Here is a 24,414-nt window from a genome sequence, read left to right as displayed (position 1 = left end):
CGCGATTTCCACCCGAGGGCCTGCATGAGATCGCGCTTTGTCGCCGCCGCATTGGTGTTTCTATCGCTTGGCGCGCCGGCGGGCGCGGCTTCGGCCGTCGGCCCGCAGGATGTTCGCAGCACGGTGGGCCTGATCCAGTATCTCTATGCCGGCTACGACAACGGGGCGAACGAGCGCAAGAGCTTCTTCGAGACCGTGCCGTGGGACATCGAGACCGGCCGGCTGATCGGGCGGGTCGACACCTGCCAGCGGTCGGGCGACGGCGAGGTCATCGACTATGACTGGCCGAGCGATTCCCAGGACCCGGTGATCAAGAACCTGGTCGTGACGTTCGAAGGCAGTCCGGCGAAGGACCGCGCGACGGTGCGGGCGAGCTTCTCGCAAGGCGGGCCCAAGCCCGTCGTGATCCACTACGACATGACGCTGTACCAGAACGCGCCGCTGCCGCGCCGCTGGGGCGTGAGCAATATCCGCATCCAGGACGCGCGCGGCACCGACGACCTGCTGAAGAATTTGAAACGCATCCTCGCGACCGACTGCAAGGCGTTCAAGTAGTCAGCGGAACGGATTGAACCGGCGTTCCGCCAGCGCCGCCCAGGCGAGCGGCGCGAGCGCGGGGATGTGGAAATATCGGCGAGGCTGGGTCGGATCGGCGTCGAGCATGAATCCGGTCGCCTGCGACGCGGCCGTGGCCGCGTAATAGGTTCCGTCGGGCGCGCGCATCGAGTCCAAGGCGCGGTCGAGGGCGGCCGCTTCGGCGTCGCGGTGCAGCATGCGCATCAACAGCGCGGCCTGCGCGGTGCCTTCGGTCCAAAGTCCGGCGCGGGTTTCGCTGTAGGCATAGCCGCCGTCCCGCGCGAGGCGCTGGCGCAGCGTCGCCGGGACGGCGCGATAGCGCGCCGTGTCGTCCAGCGCGAGCAGCGGAAAGACCTGGGCGTCGAGCGCGAGGAAAGGGTTGGGCGCGGCACCGTCCAGGCCGGTGCCGGCGGCGAAGCAGCGGCAATCGGACAGCCAGCTCGCGCGTACCATCGCTTCGGCGGCGGCAGCGTCCGCCAGCCATCGCTTGTCGCCGGTCGCGCGGGCCAAAGCGCGATAGGCGGCGGCGAGATCGGTGTTGTGCTCGGTGGATTTCCAGGCGAGCCGGTCGGGCTTGGGCTCGTGGCCGAACAGGCCGCCGGTGAAGCCGCCGGGGCCGCGCGGATCGCGCCATTGCTCCAGCAAAGCGCCCAGGCGCAGCGCGCCGGCGCGGTAGCGCGGGTCCTGCGTCGCGCGGTCGAGGGCGAGCAACGCCAGCGCCGCCCAGGCCAGGTTTCCCGTGTCGCTGCCGACCTGGTAGCGGTCCTCGACCCAGCGGTTGAGCGTGCCGTCCCACCAGCCGGCGAGCTTCACCGGATTCGCGGGCGCGCCGGCGAGATACGCGTTGCGCAGGCGTCCGTCATGCCAATAGCGGTCGTGATCCTGGGCGAACAGGATGGCGTCGCCGATGCGGCGGGCGCGCGCGACGTCGTCGCAGCCAATCAGCGCGAGGGTGGCGGCGGCGTTGTCGTAGAGAAAAGCGACGTCCTTCAACTCGCGGATCGCGGTGCCGGGATAGCTGGCGAGGAAGGCGGGGGCGGGCGAGGCATCGAATTGGGATGCGAGCGTAGTGCAGGGAGACGGTTTTTCGTTTGCGTCGGCAGGATGTGCGAAGACGTCCAGCAAAAGGGCAGCGGTCGCGAAGATCGTCCGAAGCCGGTGCATGCCCCCTCCGTCACGCCTTCGCTTCGCTGCGGCGTGCCACCTCCCCCGCAACAGCGGGGGAGGAAACGCGCGCTATGAGGGCGTCTTGCTGTAGCTTTTCGTCCGCATCGTCACGAGTTCTTCCGCGGCCGTGGGATGCAGCGCGATCGTGGAATCGAACTGCGCCTTGGTCGCGCCCATTTTCACCAGGATGGCGACGATCTGGACGATCTCGGCGGCGTGATCGCCGAAGATGTGGCAGCCCAGCACCTTGTCGGTCTTCGAATCCACGATCAGCTTGAAGGTCGTGCGCGCGTCGCGGCCGCTCAGCGTGTGCTTCAGGGGACGGAACACCGATTTGTAGACGTCGATGCCGTGGCCGAGGCCCAGCGCCTTCATCTCCGTCATGCCGACAACGCCGATCTCCGGCGTGGTGAAGACCGCGGTCGCGACGTTCTCGTGGTCGGCCGGCGTCGGCACGCCGCCAAATGCCGTCTTCACGAAGCACATCGCCTCGTGGATCGCGACGGGCGTGAGCTGCAGCCGGTCGGTCACGTCGCCGATGGCGTAGATGTTGTCCGCGCTGGTCTTCGAGAAGCGGTCGACCACGACCTGGCCGCGCTTGCCGAGTTCGACGCCGGCTTTCTCCACATGCAGCGCCTCGGTGTTGGGGGCGCGGCCGATGGCGAGCATGATCTCGTCGCACTCGATGACGTCGCCCTTGTTGGTCTCGGCGTGCAGGCAGCCATTGCGGCGCTCGATCTTGGTGAACTCGCAGCCCAGCGCGACATGCAGGCCCTTGGTCACCATCGATTCGCCGAGCGCATCGCGGATGTCCTCGTCGAAGCCGCGCAGCACTTTCTGGCCGCGATAGAGCAGCGAGACCTGCGAGCCCAGGCCGTGGAAGATGTGGGCGAATTCCAGCGCGATATAGCCGCCGCCGGCGATCAGGATGCGCTTGGGCAGGTCGGGCAGATGGAACGCCTCGTTGGAGGTGATGCAGAGATTGCCGCCGGGGATGACATGGGTGGTGCCGAGCTCGCGGGTCGGGCGGTTGCCGGTGGCGATCAGGATCTTGTCGGCGGTGATGCGGCGGTCGTCGTTGAGGAGGCGGATGGTGTGCGCATCCTCGAATACGGCGCGGTCCTGGAAGACGGTCACGCCGGCGGCCTTGACGTTCTTGGTGTAGATCGCCTCCAGCCGGGCGATCTCTTTGTCCTTGTTGGCGATGAGGGTGGGCCAGTCGAATTTCGGCGCGCCGATGGTCCAGCCATAGGCGGCGGAATCCTCGAAATCCTCGCGGAACTGGGCGGCGTAGACGAACAGCTTCTTGGGGATGCAGCCGCGGATGACGCAGGTGCCCCCCATCCGCCATTCCTCGGCCAGGGCGACGCGGGCGCCGCCCAAGGCCGCCATGCGGCTGGCGCGCACGCCGCCGGAGCCGCCGCCGATCACGAAAAGGTCGTAGTCGTATTGTGCCATGTGCCTGCCTTGTGGTCTGCCTAGTGGTCTGTCTTGTCGGGCGTCGTAAGGACGGGTTCTAACCGAGCCCGATGTAGGGGCCAAATTAGCATGCGACAGGGAGGGATGCGCGCCGCAATCCTGCTATGCGCCTTGCTGGGCGGCTGCACGCTGTCGGATTCGCTCCGGCATGACGATATCCGTTCGCTCTGGATGCATCCGCCGAACACAGTGACCCAGCAGTCCGTGGTCTTCGCGACCGACCGGCAGGCGGACGGCAGCGCGCTGGGCTATGGGCTGCATTGGGATTCGGCGATCCATTGCGGGGTGGCCGAGCTGGAAGTGCCCGGCGCCTTCGTCTTCGGACAGATGCCGCGCTGGCCCAAGGCCAGGCTGGCGCCGCCGCCCGTCGCCTGCGACCTCAAGACCGACATGGACGGCTTCGCCGCGGCCGTGGCGGCGCGGGCGCGGGGCTGCGGCCGGGTGCTGCTGTTCGTGCATGGCTACAACCAGACCTTCGCCAGCGCCATCCTGCGGGCGGGCCAGATCGCGACGGACACCCAATGGCACTGCGCGGTCGCCGCGTTCTCCTGGTCGAGCGAGGGCAAGTTCGACCGCTATGCGGCCGACATCGAGCGCAGCGGCTATGCCGCGCCGGAGCTCATCGAGACGCTGCGCGCGCTGGACGCGGCCGGGCTGAAGATCGAGATCGTGGCGCATTCCATGGGAGCGCGGGTGACGCTGACGGCGCTGGCGGCGCTGTGCAACCGGCATCCCGTGCCGGTGGCCGACGAGCTTCTGCTGGTGGCGCCCGATGTGAGCAGCGAGCACGACAACGACGATTTCGGGCATCTGCTGGCGAAGAGCGCGCCTTGCCTGCATCGCGCGACGGTCTATGCCTCGGACAACGACCTGATCCTGGTCACGTCGGAGGGCGTGCATGGCGGCATCCCGCGGGCCGGGCGCGTGCCGTCGCGCGACCTGCAATATCTGAAAGACGGCAAGGTCGATGTCGTCGACGCCAGCGCGGCGCCGGGCGATCCGTTCGGGCACGGCTATTTCGTGCTCTCCTACGAGATGATGGACGACATGATGTGGGTGCTGTCGGGGCTGCCGATCGAGCGCCGCGCGGCGCCCGATGCGCTGGGCGGGCCGACCCTGACTTGCGGCGCGGCGGGCTGCGGCGATGGGCACTATGTGCTGCGGGTGGCGAAGAACCGGGGGCCGGATTTCCAGACGCGGATGCTGCGGGCGCTGTGGCCGCTTATTTTCCGCGTTCAATGACCTCGACTTCGCCGGGATGGGCGATGAGCAGCGTGGTGGCGAGGCCGAGGAACAGGCCGTGCTCGACCACGCCGGGGATGTCGGCCAGCGCCTGGGCCAGCTTCGCGGCCGCGGTGATGGCGCCGAAGGCGCAGTCGTAGAGCACGTTGCCGGAATCGCTCCTGACCGCTGCGCCGTCGCGGGCCCGCAGCGTGACGGCAACGCCGGAATAGCCGAGCGCTGCGGTCGCGGCGGCGATGCGCGCGGCGGTCGTCTTGTGGCCGAACTCCAGCACTTCCACCGGCAGCGCGAACTTGCCGAGGCGGGCGACGAGCTTGCTGTCGTCGGCGATCACCACCAGGCGCCTGGAGGAGGCGGCGACGATCTTCTCGCGCAGCAGCGCACCGCCGCCGCCCTTGATGAGGGTGAGTTCGCGGTCGGCCTCGTCGGCGCCATCGACGGTCAGGTCCAGCGGCGCCAGATCGTCGAGCGGCGCGAGCGGGATGCCGAGGGCGCGAGCCTTGGCGGCCGTCTTCTCCGAGGTCGGCACGCCGATCACGTCGAGGCCGCCGCGCACCCGGGGCGCGAGCAGTTCGAGGAAGATCTCGGCGGTGGAGCCGGTGCCGAGGCCGAGCTTCATGCCGGGCTGGACGTAGTCGAGGGCCTTGGCGGCGGCGGCGCGTTTGAGGGCGGCGGGGTCGGCGGTCATGGGGATAGTCTAGCGAAGGGTGGGACGTTCGTCACAGGGCGGCGACGGGCAGACCGACCGCCCGCGCGCAATCGGCCATGCGCTGGTCGAAGGTCGCAAGCTCGGCGCCGAGCCGCTGGGCGACGGCAATATGGAGAGCATCCGGTGTGCGCAGCGTATAGAGCAAGGAGCGAACAAGGCTCTGGGCGATCCGCATGTCGACCGGATGCGCTTCGGACCGCTCCGTCGACGACAGGCACCAGCGATCGAAATCCGCGAATGCCTGTTGAGCTTCGGTGGCAGAGAGCTCGCCCATCCGAACATGGCGCGCGACCGCCGAAGAGAACTCCGCGCCGGCCAGATCGCTGACGACGAGAGACAAGCCCTTTCCGCGCAATGCCGCATCGGCGCGTTCGGAAAAGGGATCGTCCAGAAAAAGCGCAACCAGGACGCTTGCGTCGAGGTAGACGCTCAACGCGCCCACTCTTCGTCGCGCATCCGCGAGACAAAGGTTCCGGCGTCGTCGTTGATCCGTCCACGCCCGGTACGACGCGTCTTGAGCCAATCAAGATCCGCATCGTCCAGCTTTTTCGATCCCGCTATCGGCCCGCCCGGCACGCCGTTCAAGCGCGCCACGACCTCGCCGTCCTCGGTGATGACGACGTCCTCGCCCTTGCGGGCGCGGTCGATCAGCTCGGAGAGCTTGTCTTTGGCCTCGGCGATGCTGTGCGTGGACATGAACGGAATATAGCGTTTGGATGGCGGGCCGTCCACGACATCGCGCCATGGCACGCAGGAACGACTACGACATCGCCGTGATTGGGCTCGGCGCGGCGGGGAGCGCGGCGCTGAACGTGCTGGCGCGGGCGGGCGTGCGCGCCGTCGGAATCGACCGGTTCGATCCGCCGCACGCGCTGGGCAGCTCCCATGGCGAAACGCGGCTGCTGCGCATGGCTTACGCCGAAGGACCGTTCTATGTGCCGCTGGTCAAGCGCGCCGTGACGCTGTGGAAGGCTGCGGAGCGGCGTAACGGCGTCAAGCTGTTCGAGCAGACCGGCGTCGTCTATGCCGGACCGGAGCACAATCCCTTCATCCGCGGCACGCTGGATGCCGCCGGCCAGGTGCGGCTGGTGCCGGTGCGCGGGTTGGAGGAATGGTTCGACCTGCCGGCGGAATGGCACAGGTTTCGTGAGCGCGCCGGCGGCTTCGTCTATCCGGAGCGCGCCATCGCGACGTTCCTCAAAGAGGCGCGGCAGCATGGCGCGACCGTTCTCAAAAACTGCGCGTGCGAAGGCATCGACCGGTCGGGCAAGCGGATCGTCGTCCGCACCGCGCGCGGCGCGGTGACGGCGGATCGGGCGGTCGTGACGACCGGGGCGTGGATCGGCGAACTGGTGCCGGAACTGAAGCATGTCACCTTCGTCGAGCGGCGCGTTCTGCACTGGTTCGCCGATCCCGAGCGGCGGTTCACGCGTCGGCGGGGCTTCGGGCCGTTCGCCATCGGCACGGAGGACGGGCAGATGATCTACGGCTTTCCGGCCGACGCGAAAGGCGAAGTGAAGGTCGCCGAGCATGTCCGCGTGCAGATCATCGCGACGCCGGACGCGCTGGATCGCCGCGTGACGAAAACCGATATCGATGCGATTGCGCCGCTGGTGCGGCGCCTGATGCCGGGGCTGGGCAAGCGGCTGCGCTCCGAGGTCTGCATGTATCCGATGGCCAAAGATGAGCGCTTCATCCTGGCGCGCCATCCACGCGACCGCCGGATCGTGATCGGCGCGGGGCTTTCGGGGCACGGGTTCAAATTCGCGCCGGCCATCGGCGAGGTCCTTGCGAACCTCGCGAGCGGCAAGGCGCAGCGCGTTCCCATCGCGAAATTCGGCTGGCCTATTCGACCGTGACGGACTTCGCCAGGTTGCGGGGCTGGTCGACGTCGGTGCCCTTGGCCACGGCGGCGTGATAAGCGAGGAGCTGGATCGGGATAGCGTAGAGCAGCGGCGCCAGGAACGGATCGGCCTCGGGCACCTGGATGCTCGCCCACACCGCGTCGCCGGCGCGCGCGATGCCCTGCGCATCGGAAATCAACAGCACCTTGCCGCCCCGCGCCATGACTTCCTGCATGTTGGAGACGGTCTTCTCGAACAGCGCGTCGTGCGGCGCGATGACGATGACCGGCACGGTCTCGTCGATCAGGGCGATGGGGCCGTGCTTCATCTCGCCGGCGGCATAGCCTTCGGCGTGGATGTAGGAAATCTCCTTCAGCTTCAGCGCGCCTTCCAGCGCCAGCGGAAAGCTCGGGCCGCGGCCCATGTAGAGCACGTCGGTCGCCTTCGCGATCTCCTGGCCGAGCACTTCGATCTTCGGTTCCTGCTTGAGGAATTCGGCGATGTGGCGCGGGGTGGCGAGGAGGGCGGCACAGAGGCGCTTCTCGTCCTCTTCGCTCAGCGTGCCGCGCGCCACGCCGGCGGCGATGGCGAAGGAGGCGAGCGCGGCAAGCTGGCATGTGAAGGCCTTGGTCGAGGCGACGCCGATCTCCGGTCCCGCGAAGGTCGGCAACACGATATCGGCCTCGCGGGCGATGGAGCTTTCGGCGACGTTGACGATGGCGATGGTGGTCTGGCCGTGCGCCTTGGCCTCGCGCAGCGCCGCCAGCGTGTCGGCGGTCTCGCCCGATTGCGAGACGAACAGCGCCGCGCCGTCCTTGGGGTAGACCGGATCGCGGTAGCGCAGTTCCGACGCGACGTCGGCATCGACGGGGAGGCGCGCCAGCTTCTCGAACCAGTATTTGCCGACCATGCCGGCATAGAAGGCGGTGCCGCAGGCGGAGATGGTGAGGCGCGAGGCCTTGGACAGCGCGCCGCGCAGGCCGACGCCCTGGCGCTGCACCACCGGGCCCGCCGGATCGAGATAATGCGCCAGCGTGTGACCGACGACTTCCGGCTGCTCGTGGATCTCCTTGGCCATGAAATGGCGCTTGCCGCCCTTGTCGACGATGGCGGCGGAGGCGCTGGTGATCTTCACCTCGCGATTGGCAGGCCGGCCCTCGCGGTCGAAGATCGAGACCTGGGCGCCGTCGACCACGACGACGTCGTCGTCCTCCAGATAGGAGACCTTGTTGGTGAAGGGCGCGAGCGCGAAGGCATCGGAGCCGAGATAGGCCTCGTGCTCGCCATAGCCGACGGCGAGCGGCGCGCCCTTGCGGGCGCCGATCAGCAGGCGCTCATGGCCGGAGAAGATCATCGCCAGCGAATAGGCGCCGGTCAGGCGGCGCACCGCGGCCTGCGCCGCTTCGGACGGCGTCAGGCCCATGTCGAGGTAATCGGTGACGAGATGCACGGCGACTTCCGAGTCGGTCTGCGATTCGAAGACATGGCCCTTGGCGATCAGCTCGTCGCGCAGCTCGCGGAAATTCTCGATGATGCCGTTGTGAACGATGGCGACGCGCTTGCTGGCGTGGGGATGGGCGTTGGTCTCGTTCGGCGCGCCATGCGTCGCCCAGCGGGTGTGGCCGATGCCGGTGTGGCCGTGCAGCGGGCGGGCATGCAGGACGTCGCCCAGGCGGTCCAGCTTGCCGGGCGAGCGGCGGCGCTCGATATGGCCGGAGACCAGCGTGGCGATGCCGGCGGAGTCGTAGCCGCGGTATTCCAGGCGCTTCAGCGCATCCAGGATGACCGGCGCCACGTCGCGGGTGCCCGCGATTCCGACGATTCCGCACATCGTTCGATTCCTTCTTCCCGTCTTGTCGCTTGTCATTCCCGCGCAAGCGGGAATCCAGAGTCGCCCCGCGGCTCTGGATGCCCGCCTGCGCGGGCATGACGGGGTTATTTTACAAACGGCAATCTCTAGGCGGCCAATCCTGAACCATCGCTGAACGTCATTTCTTCTTCGCGGCCTTCTCGGCCTTCTTCCTTGTGCGGAACTTCTCCGCCCAGCCGGGGATTTCCTTCTGCTCGGCGCGGGTCACCGCGAGACTGTCCTTCCCGGTCGACTTCGTGATCACCGAGCCGGCGCCGACATAGGTGCCGTCCGCGATGCTGACCGGCGCCACCAGCGCGGCGTTCGAGCCGATGAAGGCACCGGCGCCGATGTCGGTGTGGTGCTTGTCGAAGCCGTCGTAATTGCAGGTGATGGTGCCGGCGCCGATGTTCGCGCCCGCGCCGACCCGCGCGTCGCCGAGATAGGTCAGGTGGTTCGCCTTGGCGCCTTTTTCGATCGTGGCGTTCTTCACCTCGACGAAATTGCCGATATGGACGTCCTCCGCGATCCGCGCCCCGGGGCGCAGCCGCGCATAGGGGCCGATCAGCGCGCCCTGCCCGACATGGGCGCCTTCGAGATGGGAATGCGATTTGATCTCGGCCCCGCTCTCGACCCGCACGCCGGGACCGAACACGACATAGGGGCCGATATGGACGTCCGCTTCCAGCACCGTGTCGTGGGAGAGGAACACCGTCTCGGGCGCCGTCATGCCGACGCCGGCGGCCAGCGCGCGGGACCGCAGGCGCTGCTGCATCGCGCGCTCGGCATCGGCCAGCTCGGCGCGGGAATTGACGCCCATGACGTCGGTCTCGTCGGCGAGCGTGACGGCGCACGGGACGCCGTCGGCTTTCGCGATCAGCGGGACTTCGGGGATGTAGTATTCCTTCTGGGCGTTGTCGTTGGAGAGCCGCGCCGCCCAGGCGAAGAATTTTCGCGCGTCGGCGGCCGAATAGGTCCCGGCACCGCACAGGTCGATCGCGCGCTGCTGCGGCGTCGCGTCCCTGAATTCCACGATGCGGTCGAGCGTGCCGTCGGCGTTCAGCAGCACGCGGCCATACTGCGCCGGATCTTTCGGCCGGAAGGCGACGATGGAGAGGCCGGTCTTCTCCGCACTCGCCAGCGATTCCTCCATCATCGCGGACTGCGCCAGCGGCATGTCGCCATTGTTGACCAGGAGCGCGCCGTCGAAGCGGCCGAGCACGCTGGCCGCCGCCAGCGCGGCGTGGCCGGTGCCGAGCGGCCTGTCCTGGATCGCGTTCTCGGCGCCCAGGCTGGAGACATAGCCGCGAAGCCCATCCATGTTGGGCGCGCTGACCACGACGATGCGGTCGACGCCCGCGCCGCGGATCGCGGCGACGACATGGCCCAGGATGGGAAGGCCGGCGACGGCGTGCAGCACCTTGGGCCTGGCGGATTTCATCCGCGTGCCCTGCCCCGCTGCCAGAATGACGGCTGCTCTCGCCATGGCGAATTCCCTTAAAGGCCGACGGAAAAAGGACAAAGTGACGAATTGCGACGCTATATTGCTCTTCTCTTCGAAACGAATCGTCAACGATGCAAACCGCCCTGATCTTCGACCTCGACGGAACCCTGGTCGACACCGCGCCCGACCTTCTGGGCGCGACCAATGCCGTGCTGCGCTCGGAGGGGCGGCGCGAAGTCGATCCGGCGACGCTCCGGCACATGGTCGGCTTCGGCGCGCGCTCGCTGATCAGCCAGGCCATGGCGGCGACCGGAGCGCCGGTGGAGGATGCGCGGCTGGCGGAGCTGGTCGACCGCTTCCTGGTGCATTACCGGGCCCATATCGCGGACAAGAGCGTGGCCTTCCCCGGCGTGGAGGAGACGCTGGAGACCCTGCTGGGCGAGGACCGCCACCTCGGCGTGCTCACCAACAAGCCGCAGGAGATGGCCGACCTGCTGCTGAAGGCCTTGAAGCTCGACCGCTTCTTTCCGGTGATCTACGGCGCGGGGCGGATGAGCTATGTCAAGCCGGACGCGCGCATCTTCCACGACGTGGTGCGCGAGCTGGGCGCGGCCGGCGGCATCATGATCGGCGACAGCGTGACCGACGTGGCGACGGCACGGGCCGCCAGGGCGCCGGTCATACTTGTGTCCTATGGCTATACGCCGGAGCCGGCGGATAGGCTCGGCGGCGACGCGGTGACGGCGGACTTCGCGGAGATCCCGGCGCTGGCGCGGCGGCTGGGCGCCTGAGCCGCGTCCGCGTCGAAACGATCGGGGGACGGCATGTCTTCGATACTGGTGTTCTACGGCTCCTATCGGTCCGACCGCATCGGCATAAGGCTGGCGAAATTCGTCGTCGACGGCTTCGCGGCGCGCGGCGAGACCGTCGCGTTGATCGACGCCAAGGCGGTCGGCCTGCCGATCCTCGACCGCATGTACAAGGAGCATCCCAAGGGCCAGGCGCCGGCGGCGATGGAAACGCTGGCGCAGAAGATCCGCGCGGCGGACGCCTTCGTCTTCGTCACCGGCGAGTACAATTGGGGCGTCCAGCCTGGCCTGAAGAACCTGACCGATCATTTCCTGGAGGAATGGTTCTGGCGGCCGGCGGCGATCGCGAGCTATTCGCCGGGGCGGCTCGGCGGGGCGCGGGTCAACTCGACCTGGCACGGCATCTTGTCGGAGATGGGGATGGTGGTGGTCTCGAGCACCCTGACAGTCGGCACGCTGACCCAGGTGCTCGACGCGGAGGGCAAGCCCATGGGCGAGGCCGGCGCCGTGCAGCACAAGGCGTTCGCGCGCTTCGCCGACGACCTGGCGTGGTGGGCCGAAGCGGCCAAGGCCCAGCGGGCGAAGGCGAAGCCGCCCTATTAGCCGGCCTGCTTGACGCCCCGGGCGGGGTGCTCCTATACGGCACGTCCGCGTTCGGCGCGGGCGCGTAGCTCAGCGGGAGAGCACTCCCTTCACACGGGAGGGGTCACAGGTTCAATCCCTGTCGCGCCCACCATTTTTGACAGGATTTCCGCGGGTTTTTCCAAACGCGATTTTGTTCTATTCGGCACCGAACGGCGTACAAAAGCAGATTTCGGCACCGAAATCCGTGGAAAACCCGTGGAAAAATTTGAGGCTGAAAATCGGCTTTTGTTCACGGTCAGAATCGGCGGATGACTCACTCTGGAAAGCAGCGAGTTCAGGGGTCATATCAAGCTGTCCGCGATAACCTTCACCACCCAGGCTTCGATGTTCGTAGAGAGAAAAATCAACGGCGCCACCCAAGCGGTCGAACTCTGGAAATGCGAGTGGGAAAGCTGGGTCAGCATTCGCTCGCGTGTCGCAATTAGTTCGTCGAGGGCGACAGGATCGGTCGTCATACCGACGAAGTTGTTCTCGTAGTCTTGCGTTATGTCGCGAAGGCGCGGAAACAGGACTTCATGAACCGGACGGGTATGGCTTGCCAAGTAGACGACGAAAGCGCGGCGAATGCCATTCGTGATTCCCTCATTCTCAGACAGCTGCAGGACGTCGAATAGGTCGCGAGGATGCTGCCTGTCCAGCGCGGCAACGAGCTTGCCGCCATAAAGGTCTTCAAGTGAGGCAACGGGAATTTCCAGGTCGGCCAGCAATGTCTCTCTGGCGCGGGGCGTAAGCGATGCGAGGCGGACCGGCCGAACCGTTCCGCGCAAGACGAAGTTCACCTCGATCTTCACTTCAATGGAGCCGCGCCGCACCAGAAGTTTCGTTTCTCCGGCGCCGGCAGCGATGGTGGCACGTGTCTGGAATCCGCTCTTGCTGAGACGTTCCGAAGCCTGCCGTATGGCGGCGTTGATACGGCGCAGTGCCTGTTCGCGAGGAACCGCCGGGTCGGCGAAGACAAGGTCCAAGTCCACCGAGAGGCGCGGCATATCTCGCGTGAAGAGGTTGATCGCGGTGCCGCCCTTCAGGGCCAAAGCGTCGTCCGTGAATACGAATGGCGCCACCTGCACCAGCATGCGTGCTGTATCGAGGTAGAGCTGGTTCATGGCTTGAGCACCAGCAGACCATCGGCGGAGCGGGAGACCCAGCGGCGATTGCTGCCGGTCGGCAGTTTGTCCGGTTTGAGCTTTGCCGCCCAGGGAAGCGAGCTCTCCTTTCCGAGTTGCAGACAGAGCCTGACTGTCTTCACGCTCGTGCAGCGCCGCAAGAGCTCACCCAATACATCGGCACGCATGCTGTAGGTGCTTTCGACGAGCTCGCGCGCTTCCTGCATCGGCTGGCGGACACCAACCTCGCTCAGTACCTCAAGCAGCGCCCGCTCAGGGGCAGATACCAGAGGCGCACCACTGCGCCTTTCGAACGGACCGGCGTGGAGCAAAGCGCCGGGCTTTTCTTCGAACAGGCGCTTGCGATGATATTCGGCCGGAAAGCGTTCCGTGAACCAGCGCGGGAGCGTGGCCGCCGCCCATCCGTAGAGATGCAGGATCGGCTGCTGCGACACGTATTGGCGGACGCCATACCAGTCGAGAGCGGATTTACCGCCGACATGCAGACCTTTCAGCTTGCGCTGCAAGACCAGCAGGCTCGGATGAAGCGCCAAGGTATCGTTCGGCCTGCTGTATACGCCGCGTGCAAGCCGCGTCAGCCAGCCCGAGCGCACATAGTGGACGGCAAGGTCGGCCGATATACCGAGACCAGCAATATCCTCAGGCGTCAGCGGGGCTCCGGGCGCGAGCCCGGCATAGAGGGTGTTTAGTTTGTTTCTCTCTGTCGTAGTCATGCTACGATTATATGCACTTTTCCAAACACACAAGGCAAGATTAGATTTATCGGAATTATCGTAGTTATACTACGATAATTCATACTTTCTCAAACATCACCCACGCTTCCGCCGCCGAGGTTCGGGAGACCGGTGGCCCAGGCCGATCTTCTTGGCGAACGCCGAACGCTGCACGGCGTAGTTCGGCGCGACCATGGGGTAGTCAGGCGCAAGCCCCCGCTTGGCGCGATAGTCTTCCCGCGATAGCTGATATCGCGACCGCAGATATCGCTTGAGCATCTTCAACTTCTTCCCGTCCTCCAAACAAACGATGTGTTCCGCCGTCACGGACTTCTTGATCGGGACGGCCGGTTTCTGTGTTGTGACCGCGTCCGCAGTCGATGATCCGATCAAGCCGGCAAATGTGCCATGCACGCTCCTTACAAGGCCGGGAAGCTCCGCCACCGGAACGGGGTTGTTGCTGACGTAAGCCGCTACAACCTTCGCGACCATCTCAAGCGTGCCTTCTGCTCCGAAAAGAGCAAATGACCACGGCGGCAGCCGTGCCTGGAAAGACGGAGGCTGCAGGAGCCCGCGTTCTTCGTGCGGGCGAACGCGCCGCCGAGCGGCCGGCGGCGCGCGACCAGCGCGCGCGACGCGGCGCACACGCAGGAGCGGCGAAGCCGCGGGACCGAGTGCGACCGCCGGCTGCTCACAAGAGAAACGCCACTGTCGTCAGGTGCCGGTCTTGGCGAGGCGGACACCTTCGCCCTTCCTGTCATCTTCGGAAATGAACTCGATACCGGCTTTGGTGATAGCCTTCTGGACGGCCATCACTGTGCTGAAGCGCGGATCGACCTCGCCGCGCTCGAGGCGCGTCACGGCGTTCAAGGACACGACGGCCTTGTCCGCGAGGTTCTGCTGCGACCAACCCAACAAAGCACGGGCCGCCCGAATTTGACGCGCTGTGATCATGCACGCGCACAATCGCCGCGCCGGGGCGCTTTTAGCTACAGAGAGGGTCTTTATTGACCTCGTTAGGTTGATATCTATCCCGGATAGGGTATTTCTTACAGCCGCAGGATGTAGGGTAATTGATCCATGCCGCCATCTAGACGCGAGCAGACGAATCAGCCGCCGAAGAGCCGGTCCTCCAAGGAAGTGCCCCCCGACGCCAAGGACGTGCCGCCAACCCCGTCCTTAAAGCATTCCTCATCGATTGACGACGAGATCGGATCAGCAATTGCGCTCGCATTGCCATGCGCGAGGAAGTGCGCAAGGCGCGCGCGAGGACCGCGCCAGCCGCGGGCTCAACGTCACGGGAGGACACTTGACGCAAACCGCCCAGCCGAACCGCAAACGCTCGACGCAATATGACCGACATGTCGGGGGCCGGCTTCGTCTGGCCCGCACGTCGCGCGGCATGTCACAGAGCGACCTGGGCCAGACTCTGGGGCTGACCTTTCAGCAGGTGCAGAAATACGAGCGGGGCGCAAATCGCATCAGCGCCGGCCGTCTGTTCGAGGCGTCCATCATCCTCAAAGTCGAGATCATATATTTCTTCGAAGGGCTCGACGGCTGCACCGAGCCCCTTCCAATAGACATTGTTGATGACGAGGCGTCGTCACTCTTTGCGATGATCTGGAGCATCGAAAACTCGCGTGTCCGAGCCATCATTCTCGATCTGATCTCTGCGCTTGCCACGGGCGACGCGAAGCAGCGCAAACGTCTGGCACTGCGCCAACGAAATTGCACGCGACGGTTTGCTGAACTTGCGACAACAGCGTCTCCGAATAGCTCACGAAGAGATTGCGCACGTGTTCGCTGTTTCGGAATTCCGATTGCAGAATCGCAATCGGGCAGCGAACCATGTCGCCTTCCAGTTGCACGAGGCAGCGGTTGAAGGAGACGCGGCTGCACATCGCCGCGAAGAGGCCGAATGCGCCCTCCAGTCCAATGTTGGCCGTCTCGATTGCCGAGCCGTTTTCCAGAACGGTGAGCAGCGAAAGGACAGAACCTTGCGGGAAATAAGCATGCTTCAGCACGCCGCCCGCCTCGCATACGACCACCCCGAGCTTGAATGTGACCGGCTGAAGATGGGGATCGATCCGCTTGCGGCTGGCGGGCTCCAACGCGCCGAGCAATCGATTGCTCTGGATTACATCTGTTTCTGCTCTGGGCATGGCGATACCGTTGAACTGTTGCTGATGCCAGCGCCCGACAGCCCAGCCTGCGACTAGCACATTAGGGTGCGAACCCAATAAAAGTCTTGTTGGCTGAATGGGTTGTTGATTCTCTATGCTCGTTGATTCGGAGCTGATGAGATGCGACCCAATCTTTTTTGGCTGAGCGACGAGCAGTGGGCTCAGATCGAGCCGTATCTGCCGACGGACGTGCGCGGCAAGGAGCGGGTCGACGACCGCCGCGTGATCAGCGGCATCCTGCATGTGCTCAAGAGCGGCTGTCGGTGGAGCGATTGCCCGCCGGAATACGGTCCGCCGACGACGATCTACAATCGCTTCGTGCGTTGGGCAGAGCGCGGCGTTTGGGAGCGGTTGTTCCGCGAGCTCGCGGCCCGTGGCCGATCCGGCGCTACACAGATGATCGACTCCACGCACGTCAAGGCACACCGCTCGGCTTCGGGCGCAAAAAGGGGGAGCATAAGCAGGCTATTGGTCGCTCGCGCGGCGGGCGAAACACGAAAATCCATGCAGTCGCAGATGCTAAAGGCCGTCTTCTTTCCATCCTTTTGACCGGCGGCCAGGCGCATGATTGTCCGCCCGCACAACGTCTGATCCGCCGCTCCAAGGCCACCAAGAAACTGCTCGGCGACAGGGCTTACGACAGCGCCGAACTTCGGCAATGGCTCAGTGATCGCGGCACCAAGCCTGTCATTCCCAACAAGGCCAATCGCAAGCAGCCCTTTAGCTTCGACAGAAAATCCTACAAGCAGCGACACAGGATCGAAAACGCCTTCTGCCGCCTCAAAGACTTCCGGCGCATCGCGACGCGCTACGACAGGCTGGCAAGAAACTTCCTCGCTTCCGTATGCCTCGTCGCTGTCATCGTATGGTGGATTTTATGAGTCGTGGCCCTAGTTCGTGAGGGACGGTTCAGGCTGAGCAATTTTGCTCACCGACGCTGGAGGAAGAAATTCCAAACATTTCTGGACATTGTGCGCATTCCCGCCACGAAGCTCGGACCGGCACGCTCGTAAAGAGACCATTGAGGCGTTGGGATGCCAGCTTTCCGGCGAACGGCTGGAGGCAGTGTCCGGTACCGGACATTTTCGTTGAATTCGCAAAGACGGTCACTAGAATGAATGGCGGCAGCGCGATGCAGCTATTCGCGCGCACGATCGGGTGGGCACAGTTGCACCAGCGGCACAGCGAGAATTGAAACCACCGCGTTGGCGCGACGATGAAAGCACGATCGCCGGACCAGCGGAGATTTTGTCATGCCGGCCAGACCCAAGCCATCATTCGATCCTAAATCATTTCTCGCCCAAACTGGCGCGGGTCGAAGCGTTCGCAAGTACCGCAAGAACGAAAATATCTTCTCGCAGGGAGACGCCGCCGACGCCATTTTCTACATCTTGAAGGGCAAGGTGAAGCTCACGGTTCTTTCGGAGCAGGGAAAGGAGGCGATCGTTGCAATTCTCTCAGCAGATGATTTTCTCGGCGAAGAATGCCTCGATGGACAGCGAATCCGTACCGCGACGGCCAAGACGCTAACCGACGCTGCTATCGCACGGCTTGAGAAGACGACACTGCGCAAATTGATACGACAGGAACCGGGGTTTTCCGAAATGTTCATTGCGCATATTTTGGACCGCAGCCTGCGTATTCAAGCGGACCTCGTCGATCAACTGTTCAATTCGAGCGAGAAGCGGCTCGCCAGGCTGCTCCTGCTGCTGGCGAACTTCGGCAAGGAAGGAAAGCCGGAGCCTTTGATCGCGAAAATCAGCCAAGAGACCCTTGCCGAGATGATCGGCACCACGCGTTCCCGCGTCAGTTTCTTCATGAACAAATTTCGTAAACTTGGCTTGATAGATTACGATCATGGCGGCGCCATCGAGGTTCATAAGTCCCTATTGAACCTGGTTCTTCACGAAAAGCCGCATATCGATACCTGAACGCGCCCAACGCGTCGCCGCCATGCACTCCGCCGATCTTGCCACGGTAGGATGTGAGCAATCCTGCACAGTGGATGGGTCCGGACGCCCATAAGGTTTCCTTCGCACGCCGTTCCGCCGGGTGGTTCGGCGCCGGTGAAGGACTAAGACCATGGCTATTGGACATTCGATCGGTCGATCTTTTCCGACTCTGCGCCTCAAATCCAAATCTCCGAAGGCCGGTTTGATGTCGGGCTATGCGTGCGAGCAGGACGTCGGACCGTGTCCCGTAGATGCTCTGCGCCAGTCGCTTGCTCGGGAGGCGGTTCTTCTTCATCAAAAGGACGCGTTAATCCAGGAGCAGGAGATGCTTCGCAAAGAATCCGATCATCGGCTGCTGAACGGCCTGCAAATGGTGGTCAGCCTGCTTTCGCTCCAGAGCCGCGCAGCCGCCACTCCCGACGTGGCCCTGCAGTTGTCCATAGCCGCCAGACGGGTGGCAACCATCGAACGCGTCCATCGCCGCCTTCATTTCAACGATGGAACGCACACTGTCGCATTTGGAAAATATCTGGAGGATTTCTGTCGCGATTTCTCCGGCATGATGACGTCCGAGGAGGACCCGGAACAGGCGATCACCGTCCAATCTGTCGAGGTCAGCCTTCCAACCGCGACCGCAATTCCGCTCGGCTTCATTGTCAACGAGTTGATCACCAACGCTGCCAAATATGGCGAAGGTCGGATCGCCGTCAGCCTGAATCTCTATTCAGAGGGCTATGTGCTGGCCGTCTCCAACGCCGGCCCGGCTCTTCCGGAAGGATTTGATCCGGCAATGTCAAAAGGATTGGGGATGAGAATCGTTCGGTCTTTTGTCGATCAAATTGGTGGTCATCTTCTTTTTGGTCGAGGGGAAGGCAATCGCGGCGCGCTCTTTGCTGTTCACTTCTCCTGACGTCAGCAAATCGCGCGCCGAATGATACGGCAGTAGGGGCGTTCGTCGCACCGCTTTGCAGCGACGGTCCGCCAGTGTCCCGCCGTGACCGAATTGCAAATTCGTCCAATGGCATAGCCGCGCTCGGAACTCCGCGCATGTGGTCAATTCTGCACAGTGGTCCAGCGGACGCGGCACTAACATTGGCTGGTGTTTTTGATGCGGACCGTTCGCGCATCGAAACGGCGCAGTGCGGTTGCGAAACGAAGACAGGCAGCACAGAGGTAACCACCGGATGGCAGTAAATCCGGAGTCCGCGAGATGGTCGGTGTCAGTATCGAGGGTACGAAGATTTCCCGGATCAAGCGCTGAGTCTGCCAGCAGGAGATAAAGCATGAGTCTCATATTGATCATTGTGGTGCTTGTGGTGTTGTTCGGCGGCGGTGGATACTTCGGCTACAGTCGTTACGGCGGCGCGGGGCTCGGCGGTGTGCTCGGCACGTTGCTTGTCATTCTGGTGATCCTCTGGCTGGTTGGGGCGCTGGGCGGCGTTCATTCTTGAAGCCGCCAATGAACGCCGGGCGCGCGCCATTGGGTGCATTCGCGGCATTCCCCATGATATCGCTGCAACCCCCTAAACATGTTGTTCACCCGTGCTTTTCACCTCGTGCAATGGAACATGTGTCCGGTAACACCGTTGCCAGACAACCCAACGGTTGGGTTCAACAGGAGAGCTTCATGGACAAGGACAAAATCAAGGGCGCGGGCGATCAGGCCAAGGGCGCCGTCAAGGTCGGCGTTGGCAAAGCGATTGGCGACACGAAGCTGCAGGGCGAAGGTCATCTCGACAAGGCCAAGGGGAAGATCGAAAGCGCCGTCGGCGACGCCAAAGACAAGATTCGCGACTTGGGCGATCGGGACTGACCGCAGATTACTTCGAAATCACGAAAAGGTCCGGCGCGCTTGCCGGGCCTTTTCGTTTTTATCGATCGCAAATCGTTTCTGCCAAGCGCCAGCCTTTGCTTGCCGCCTTCGCCCGTGCCGACGGTGCGTGGAACTTTTTGCCATCAGTTTCGTTACTGAACGGCCAGCCATCCATGCATATGACGCGGGCAGAAGGGCTCTCATGACATTGATTATAATTATCGTTGTTGCTGTGCTGTTGTTCGGCGGCGGTGGATATTGGGGCCGCGGTCGCGGCTACTGGTAAGCGCTATAACGTTCAAGCGACCAAGCAACAGATATTCCCCAAACTGTTTTCTCGCGCAGCGTCCCAGTAGCTAGTTCGGTTCTCGTGATCGAAAGCGGATGCATGCGGCTGGCGAAATCCGCGAACCGCAGCTTGATCGTCTTTTCGCTCTCCAAGCGACAGGACGCGAACATCCATTTGAGCAATACTCTTGCAATCGCGCCGTGCGGGAGGCCCTAGCCGATGGTATCCAATCTTAAAGTCGCGCAGTCGAGCGGCCGGGCGTCTCACAATCGCGCGCTGCCAATTGTAGCGGGTGAGTTGAGTCCCGACGATGTGTGGAAGGTGCCGTTGGCCGGTCTTCTCGCGCGGCTTGCAACGACTCCAGCAGGCTTGAGTGGTGCAGAGGCCCAGTCGCGATTGGCGACCTACGGCCTCAACGACGCGGCGACCGTCAAGCGTTCGCCGCTCTGGTTGCAGTTTCTCGCGCGCTTCCGCAATCCGCTGGTGATCATCCTCCTGGTGGCGAGCGGTTTGTCCGCCGCCACCGGCGATCTTGCCAGTTTCTTCATCGTGCTCAGCATCGTCACCCTCGGCATGACGCTGGACTTCGTGCAGGAGGTACGGGCCCAGAATGCGGTGGACGCCTTGCGCCGCTCCGTAGCGGTGCAGGCAACCGTGCTGCGCGGCGGGGCGAAGCTTTCCCTGCCGATCGACCAACTGGTTCCGGGTGACATTGTCGAATTGATCGCCGGCGATCTCGTTCCAGCAGACTCCCGTCTGCTCGAAGGCCGCGATCTGTTCGTCAACCAGGCTCTTCTGACCGGCGAGCCCTATCCGGCGGAGAAACAGGCTGGCGACACCGCCATCGGCGCCGAGAATCCCGCCGGCGCGTCGAACGCCGTCTTTGCCGGCACCTCGGTGATCAGCGGCACCGCGACGATCGTCATTTGCCGGACCGGCAGCAAAACGGCGCTCGGCAATCTCGCCACAAGCCTGGCGGAGAAACCGCCCGCCACGGCCTTCGCGCTGGGCATTCGCCGCTTCGGCATGCTGATCATGCGGCTGACCATCCTGATGGTGCTGTTCGTGCTGGTGGTGAACATCTCCTTTCATCGGCCGGTGCTGGAATCCCTGATGTTCGCGCTGGCGCTCGCGGTGGGGCTGACGCCCGAACTGCTGCCCATGATCGTCACCGTAACCCTCGCCCGGTCCGCGATGGAACTTGCCAAGCGCAAGGTCATCGTGAAGCGACTGTCCGCGATCCACGATCTCGGCGCCATGGACGTCCTGTGCACCGACAAGACCGGCACGCTGACGGAAGCCACCATCAAGCTCGTGCGGACCATCGACGGCCGGGGCGCTGATTGCGACCGGACGTTTGCCTATGCCTGCGTCAACAGCCGGTTCGAAAGCGGCATGAAGAGCCCGCTCGACGATGCTATCATCGTCGCACGTCCTTTCGACATGGCGCCCTTTACGAAGATCGACGAAGTGCCGTTCGATTTCGAGCGTCGGCGGATTTCCGTGTTGGTCGAGCATGACGCCAAGCGCCGGTTGATCGTCAAAGGCGCACCGGAAGACATCCTGCGACTGTCCAATACATACGAAGCGGCCGACGGGATGGAAAAAGCGCTCGATGCCGAGACGCGCCGCACCTTCCAGGCCACGCTCGATACGCTTTGCGCGCAAGGCTATCGCTCTCTCGGCGTGGCCAGCCATGCGGTCGATGAGAGCCACAAGACGGCAGCGATCAGCGATGAAGCCGATTTTGCCTTTTCGGGTTTCGCCGTTTTCCTGGACCCTCCCAAGGCCAGCGCGGGCGCCACAATCAAGGCCTTGGCAGAGGCGGGCGTATCCGTGAAGGTGCTGACCGGCGACAACGAGCTTGTCACCCGCCATGTGTTCGAGCAGATCGGCGTGTCGGTCGCCGATGTGCTGACGGGCGACGCGCTGGAAAAGCTTTCGGACGAGGCCCTCTTGGGCCAGGTCCAGCAAACCAATCTCTATTGCCGCATCAATCCCCAACAGAAACACCGGATCCTTCTGGCGCTGAAGCGATTGGGACATGTCGTCGGCTATATGGGCGACGGGATCAACGACGCCCCGGCGCTGCACGCCGCCGATGTCGGGATATCGGTCGATGGCGCGGCCGACGTCGCCCGCGCGGCCGCCGACCTGATCCTTCTGGCACCCGACCTCTCGGTCGTGCGCGACGCCGTGGCCGCCGGCCGCGGCGCGGTACAGAATGTCTCCAAATACGTGCTGATGGGTTCGAGCTCGAACTTCGGCAATATGTTCAGCATGGCGGGCGCGGCCCTGTTCCTTCCGTTCCTGCCGATGCTGCCGATCCAGATCCTGCTGAACAATCTGCTCTACGACGTGTCGGAGATCGCGATCCCGTTCGATCGCGTCGATGCGGAGACGATCGCCCGCCCGGTCAAATGGGACATCAAGCTGATTGAGCGGTTCATGCTGGTGTTCGGCCCTATCAGCTCGGTTTTCGATTTTCTGACGTTCTACGCGCTCCTTCATCTGTTCGCCGCCGGCGCGGCGCTGTTTCAGACGGGCTGGTTCATCGAATCGATCACGACCCAGGTTCTGGTTGTCTTTGCCATTCGCACGCGCCGGCGCTTCTTCCAAAGCAAGCCTCACGCTTTCCTTGTCGCCATGGCGGTTGGCGCCGTGGCAATCGCAGTCGCGCTAGCGCTATTGCCGATGGGACGCTGGTTCGGCTTTGTCGCGCCGCCGCCCTTGTTTTTCGTTTATTTGCTGGGCGCGACCGCGGCGTATCTGGCACTTGTCGAAATCGTCAAAGGCTTTTTCTACCGCTTCGCTACCAAGCGCTGAACGGTATCCGGCAACCAAGATAGTTTGGCGGCAATAACGGCAAGACAGTCTGCCCGACAGTCCGCGGTGACGATCTTCACCATTGGCCATTCGACGCGCACGATCACCGATTTCGTGGCGCTGCTGGCGCATGTCTTTCTCCTTCTGTTGCGGGCGCGGTTCAACTTATGCCCGTGCGTCGAGATCAACCTTCGGTTTCGCGTTCCCAATGACGCAGGGCGCGGCGGGCTTTGACGAAGGCGCTGCGTCGGCCTTTGTGGCGAGCTTGATGCAGGCTTCATCAGGTCCTTCGCCAGACCGGTCTTCTCGAAGAGAAGCACCGCGTCGGACGTGTAGCCAATGAACTTGCAGTGGGCGAAGGCGTCGTTGACGAAATCCTTCGCGCATGGATCCCCGGCGGTTCCGTTCGACAGGGTGACGTCGCCGATCTTAGGCGGACGACTTCGCGGACGCCCTTTTCATGCTCTACCGCGGCGACCAGCGCGTTGGCCACGGCCGCATCTGCCGCGTAACTAGCCGGGGAATAGCCCGCGTAGCAGGCTTACCAGTTCGATTTGCCGCCTAGTTCCCGTTTTCGCGAAGATCGCGCGCATTTGCGCCCGCACGGTGTTCTTAGACACGCGGTGGCGATCGCAGATCGCGTCCGGCGAATGTCCGCCGGCCAGCGCGACGGCGACGCGGGCTTCAGCGGATGTCAACCCGAAGAGTTGGCTCAGGCGTTGCGCCGGCATCGGGGCGGCGGTGCCCGGATCGTTCAGGAACAGCGCGACACAGCATCGCGTTTGGCCGAGATACGCTGCGGCGGTCTCCGCCAGCGGCGCGATCGTGACATAAAGGGGGCTTTCCTCCGCCGCGCGCCGGATCGCGATGGATCCGCCGGACCCTGCGCTCCGGCCCTCCGCGGTGCGCTGCGCGGCTTCGATCAGCGCAGTCAGCATGGCGCCGCCGTCGTCTTCCGTCTGCAGCCGTCCCCGCACGATCCGCAGGCCTCTCCGGCCGGTCAGCAGCCGTTCGGCGGCGCGATTGAGGGCCATGACACGCCCGTCGCGGCCGACGAGCACAACGGCGCTGTCGAGAAGATCGAGCGTTGACCGCAACCCGCCGATCACCGCCTGGGCCTGAGAGAATTTGCGATAGAGCCATGCCGCGCGGGAAACATGCGGCATCAGCCGCCGCAATTGCTCCATCTCGTCGTCCGCGAACGCGCCGCGCGCCTGCGAACGCACAACGGCCAGCATGGCTTCGGCCTCGCGGTCGTCGGCGACTTTCGTGATCGCGGAATAGCGCGCCTGAAATGGAATCAGGAAATCCTGATAGATTTCGCTTCGTTCGACGTATGTTTCGTCGAAGCTGGTCTGGCAGAATTGCGGGTCGCTTGTCGCCGCACCCGCGGCCAGCTTGCGGCGCGGATCGATGGCACCGTAATGTGCATTGTATCGCGCGTCGCCGGCCTTCACCAACGTATGATCGCCGCCGACCCAGGAGCTTTCGACTTTGTTCTGCTGCTTGTTCCACCAGATCAAGTGGCCCGCAGTCGCATCGAAGGCGCCGGCCAGGGACGTAAGTGCCTCCGGCCACGCGTCCGGCTCGGCCGCGGCGCGATAGAACAACGCGATGGTGTCTTCCAGTGACGGTTGCGGCATGGCCCAACCCCCAAGAACGGTAACACAGGCGGCGGATCGCCAATGAGGAAACGGCTAGAAATCCCTGTCTTTATAGTCCGAACGGACGATGAAGCACAGCCCGAGCC

At 64.0% G+C, this 24,414-nt stretch carries 26 protein-coding genes and 1 tRNA gene; 13 read left to right on the top strand and 14 right to left on the bottom strand.

The genetic code is table 11. The features are described from left to right. The first annotated feature begins 24 nt into the window (after positions 1-24). Positions 25-555 (top strand): hypothetical protein, encoded by a 531-nt coding sequence (locus tag WDN01_00195; GenBank protein ID MEJ0024418.1) that lies wholly within the window; start codon positions 25-27, stop codon positions 553-555. Here WDN01_00195 and WDN01_00190 read toward each other — a convergent pair whose 3' ends face one another. Both WDN01_00190 and gor read right to left on the bottom strand, forming a co-directional pair. After that, entirely contained in the window at positions 556-1,740 is a 1,185-nt protein-coding gene (locus tag WDN01_00190; GenBank protein ID MEJ0024417.1) for a hypothetical protein, read from the bottom strand. A 72-nt stretch (positions 1,741-1,812) separates the two neighbouring features. After that, positions 1,813-3,201 carry a glutathione-disulfide reductase gene (gene gor, locus WDN01_00185; GenBank protein ID MEJ0024416.1) on the bottom strand — a complete coding sequence of 463 codons (1,389 nt, stop codon included), beginning with the start codon at positions 3,199-3,201 and terminating at the stop codon, positions 1,813-1,815. Positions 3,202-3,306: 105 nt separating this feature from the next. Here gor and WDN01_00180 point away from each other — a divergent pair, with 105 nt between their 5' ends. Beyond that, on the top strand, positions 3,307-4,464 hold the full coding sequence (locus tag WDN01_00180) for an alpha/beta hydrolase (GenBank protein MEJ0024415.1): 1,158 nt from the start codon (positions 3,307-3,309) through the stop codon (positions 4,462-4,464). On the opposite strand, the gene rpiA is transcribed toward WDN01_00180, so the two are convergent. Genes rpiA through WDN01_00165 form a run of 3 tightly spaced genes read right to left on the bottom strand, consistent with a single transcriptional unit; the run spans position 4,445 to position 5,905 of the window. Next, on the bottom strand, positions 4,445-5,152 hold the full coding sequence (gene rpiA / locus WDN01_00175; protein MEJ0024414.1) for a ribose-5-phosphate isomerase RpiA: 708 nt from the start codon (positions 5,150-5,152) through the stop codon (positions 4,445-4,447). The two genes, WDN01_00180 and rpiA, sit on opposite strands and share 20 nt — an antisense overlap. 31 nt (positions 5,153-5,183) lie before the next feature. Beyond that, positions 5,184-5,606, bottom strand: a complete 423-nt coding sequence (locus WDN01_00170; protein ID MEJ0024413.1) for a type II toxin-antitoxin system VapC family toxin — start codon at positions 5,604-5,606, stop codon at positions 5,184-5,186. Continuing rightward, complete coding sequence (locus WDN01_00165; protein MEJ0024412.1) at positions 5,603-5,905, bottom strand: type II toxin-antitoxin system prevent-host-death family antitoxin; 303 nt, start codon at positions 5,903-5,905, stop codon at positions 5,603-5,605. Before WDN01_00165 ends, WDN01_00170 begins: the two co-directional genes overlap by 4 nt. 11 nt (positions 5,906-5,916) lie before the next feature. Between WDN01_00165 and solA the strand changes: the two genes are divergently transcribed. Further along, positions 5,917-7,032 carry an N-methyl-L-tryptophan oxidase gene (solA, locus tag WDN01_00160; GenBank protein ID MEJ0024411.1) on the top strand — a complete coding sequence of 372 codons (1,116 nt, stop codon included), beginning with the start codon at positions 5,917-5,919 and terminating at the stop codon, positions 7,030-7,032. On the opposite strand, the gene glmS is transcribed toward solA, so the two are convergent. Both glmS and glmU read right to left on the bottom strand, forming a co-directional pair. Then, on the bottom strand, positions 7,019-8,848 hold the full coding sequence (gene glmS / locus WDN01_00155) for a glutamine--fructose-6-phosphate transaminase (isomerizing) (protein MEJ0024410.1): 1,830 nt from the start codon (positions 8,846-8,848) through the stop codon (positions 7,019-7,021). The genes solA and glmS overlap by 14 nt on opposite strands. A gap of 157 nt (positions 8,849-9,005) precedes the next feature. Beyond that, positions 9,006-10,352, bottom strand: a complete 1,347-nt coding sequence (gene glmU / locus WDN01_00150) for a bifunctional UDP-N-acetylglucosamine diphosphorylase/glucosamine-1-phosphate N-acetyltransferase GlmU (GenBank protein ID MEJ0024409.1) — start codon at positions 10,350-10,352, stop codon at positions 9,006-9,008. Between the two features lie 89 nt (positions 10,353-10,441). Here glmU and WDN01_00145 point away from each other — a divergent pair, with 89 nt between their 5' ends. The 3 genes from WDN01_00145 (at position 10,442) to WDN01_00135 (ending at position 11,855) form a co-directional block, all read left to right on the top strand. Further along, the gene (locus tag WDN01_00145; GenBank protein ID MEJ0024408.1) at positions 10,442-11,101 is read left to right on the top strand and encodes an HAD-IA family hydrolase; all 660 of its coding nucleotides are present in this window, start codon (positions 10,442-10,444) and stop codon (positions 11,099-11,101) included. A 33-nt stretch (positions 11,102-11,134) separates the two neighbouring features. After that, entirely contained in the window at positions 11,135-11,722 is a 588-nt protein-coding gene (locus WDN01_00140; protein MEJ0024407.1) for an NAD(P)H-dependent oxidoreductase, read from the top strand. A gap of 58 nt (positions 11,723-11,780) precedes the next feature. After that, positions 11,781-11,855: transfer RNA gene (locus WDN01_00135), tRNA-Val, on the top strand. A gap of 44 nt (positions 11,856-11,899) precedes the next feature. Here WDN01_00135 and WDN01_00130 read toward each other — a convergent pair. The 6 genes from WDN01_00130 to WDN01_00105 form a co-directional block, all read right to left on the bottom strand. Continuing rightward, positions 11,900-12,049 carry a hypothetical protein gene (locus tag WDN01_00130; protein ID MEJ0024406.1) on the bottom strand — a complete coding sequence of 50 codons (150 nt, stop codon included), beginning with the start codon at positions 12,047-12,049 and terminating at the stop codon, positions 11,900-11,902. Continuing rightward, entirely contained in the window at positions 12,046-12,867 is an 822-nt protein-coding gene (locus tag WDN01_00125; protein ID MEJ0024405.1) for a nucleotidyl transferase AbiEii/AbiGii toxin family protein, read from the bottom strand. The genes WDN01_00130 and WDN01_00125 overlap by 4 nt, the downstream gene beginning before the upstream one ends. Further along, positions 12,864-13,601, bottom strand: a complete 738-nt coding sequence (locus WDN01_00120) for a type IV toxin-antitoxin system AbiEi family antitoxin domain-containing protein (GenBank protein MEJ0024404.1) — start codon at positions 13,599-13,601, stop codon at positions 12,864-12,866. Before WDN01_00120 ends, WDN01_00125 begins: the two co-directional genes overlap by 4 nt. Positions 13,602-13,697: 96 nt before the next feature. Further along, positions 13,698-14,093, bottom strand: coding sequence for a MucR family transcriptional regulator (locus WDN01_00115; protein MEJ0024403.1), 396 nt, complete (start codon positions 14,091-14,093; stop codon positions 13,698-13,700). A 222-nt stretch (positions 14,094-14,315) separates the two neighbouring features. Further along, entirely contained in the window at positions 14,316-14,555 is a 240-nt protein-coding gene (locus tag WDN01_00110) for a helix-turn-helix domain-containing protein (protein MEJ0024402.1), read from the bottom strand. 698 nt (positions 14,556-15,253) lie between these two features. Then, positions 15,254-15,763 carry a hypothetical protein gene (locus WDN01_00105; GenBank protein ID MEJ0024401.1) on the bottom strand — a complete coding sequence of 170 codons (510 nt, stop codon included), beginning with the start codon at positions 15,761-15,763 and terminating at the stop codon, positions 15,254-15,256. Between the two features lie 141 nt (positions 15,764-15,904). Between WDN01_00105 and WDN01_00100 the strand changes: the two genes are divergently transcribed. From WDN01_00100 to WDN01_00070, 7 genes are all read left to right on the top strand, one after another. Then, positions 15,905-16,665 (top strand): IS5 family transposase gene (locus WDN01_00100; protein MEJ0024400.1). Its coding sequence is split into 2 segments (ribosomal slippage): positions 15,905-16,232 and positions 16,232-16,665, totalling 762 coding nucleotides; the frame shifts between segments, so codons are not numbered across the junction. 372 nt (positions 16,666-17,037) lie between these two features. Next, positions 17,038-17,715 carry a Crp/Fnr family transcriptional regulator gene (locus WDN01_00095; protein MEJ0024399.1) on the top strand — a complete coding sequence of 226 codons (678 nt, stop codon included), beginning with the start codon at positions 17,038-17,040 and terminating at the stop codon, positions 17,713-17,715. A 151-nt stretch (positions 17,716-17,866) separates the two neighbouring features. After that, entirely contained in the window at positions 17,867-18,646 is a 780-nt protein-coding gene (locus WDN01_00090; GenBank protein MEJ0024398.1) for a sensor histidine kinase, read from the top strand. Between the two features lie 373 nt (positions 18,647-19,019). Further along, positions 19,020-19,187 carry a DUF3309 family protein gene (locus WDN01_00085; protein MEJ0024397.1) on the top strand — a complete coding sequence of 56 codons (168 nt, stop codon included), beginning with the start codon at positions 19,020-19,022 and terminating at the stop codon, positions 19,185-19,187. Positions 19,188-19,363: 176 nt separating this feature from the next. After that, on the top strand, positions 19,364-19,549 hold the full coding sequence (locus tag WDN01_00080) for a CsbD family protein (protein MEJ0024396.1): 186 nt from the start codon (positions 19,364-19,366) through the stop codon (positions 19,547-19,549). Positions 19,550-20,057: 508 nt separating this feature from the next. Next, positions 20,058-22,664, top strand: coding sequence for a magnesium-translocating P-type ATPase (gene mgtA, locus WDN01_00075; protein ID MEJ0024395.1), 2,607 nt, complete (start codon positions 20,058-20,060; stop codon positions 22,662-22,664). A gap of 66 nt (positions 22,665-22,730) precedes the next feature. Beyond that, positions 22,731-22,898 (top strand): hypothetical protein, encoded by a 168-nt coding sequence (locus WDN01_00070; protein ID MEJ0024394.1) that lies wholly within the window; start codon positions 22,731-22,733, stop codon positions 22,896-22,898. A 278-nt stretch (positions 22,899-23,176) separates the two neighbouring features. On the opposite strand, the gene WDN01_00065 is transcribed toward WDN01_00070, so the two are convergent. Further along, the gene (locus WDN01_00065; protein MEJ0024393.1) at positions 23,177-24,274 is read right to left on the bottom strand and encodes a helix-turn-helix transcriptional regulator; all 1,098 of its coding nucleotides are present in this window, start codon (positions 24,272-24,274) and stop codon (positions 23,177-23,179) included. Positions 24,275-24,414 lie beyond the last annotated feature (140 nt).

This window comes from Rhizomicrobium sp. (genome assembly GCA_037200985.1).
Lineage (GTDB): Bacteria > Pseudomonadota > Alphaproteobacteria > Micropepsales > Micropepsaceae > Rhizomicrobium.
Note: the sequence above shows the minus strand (reverse complement) of the source record. Positions and strands in the feature narration are given on the sequence as shown.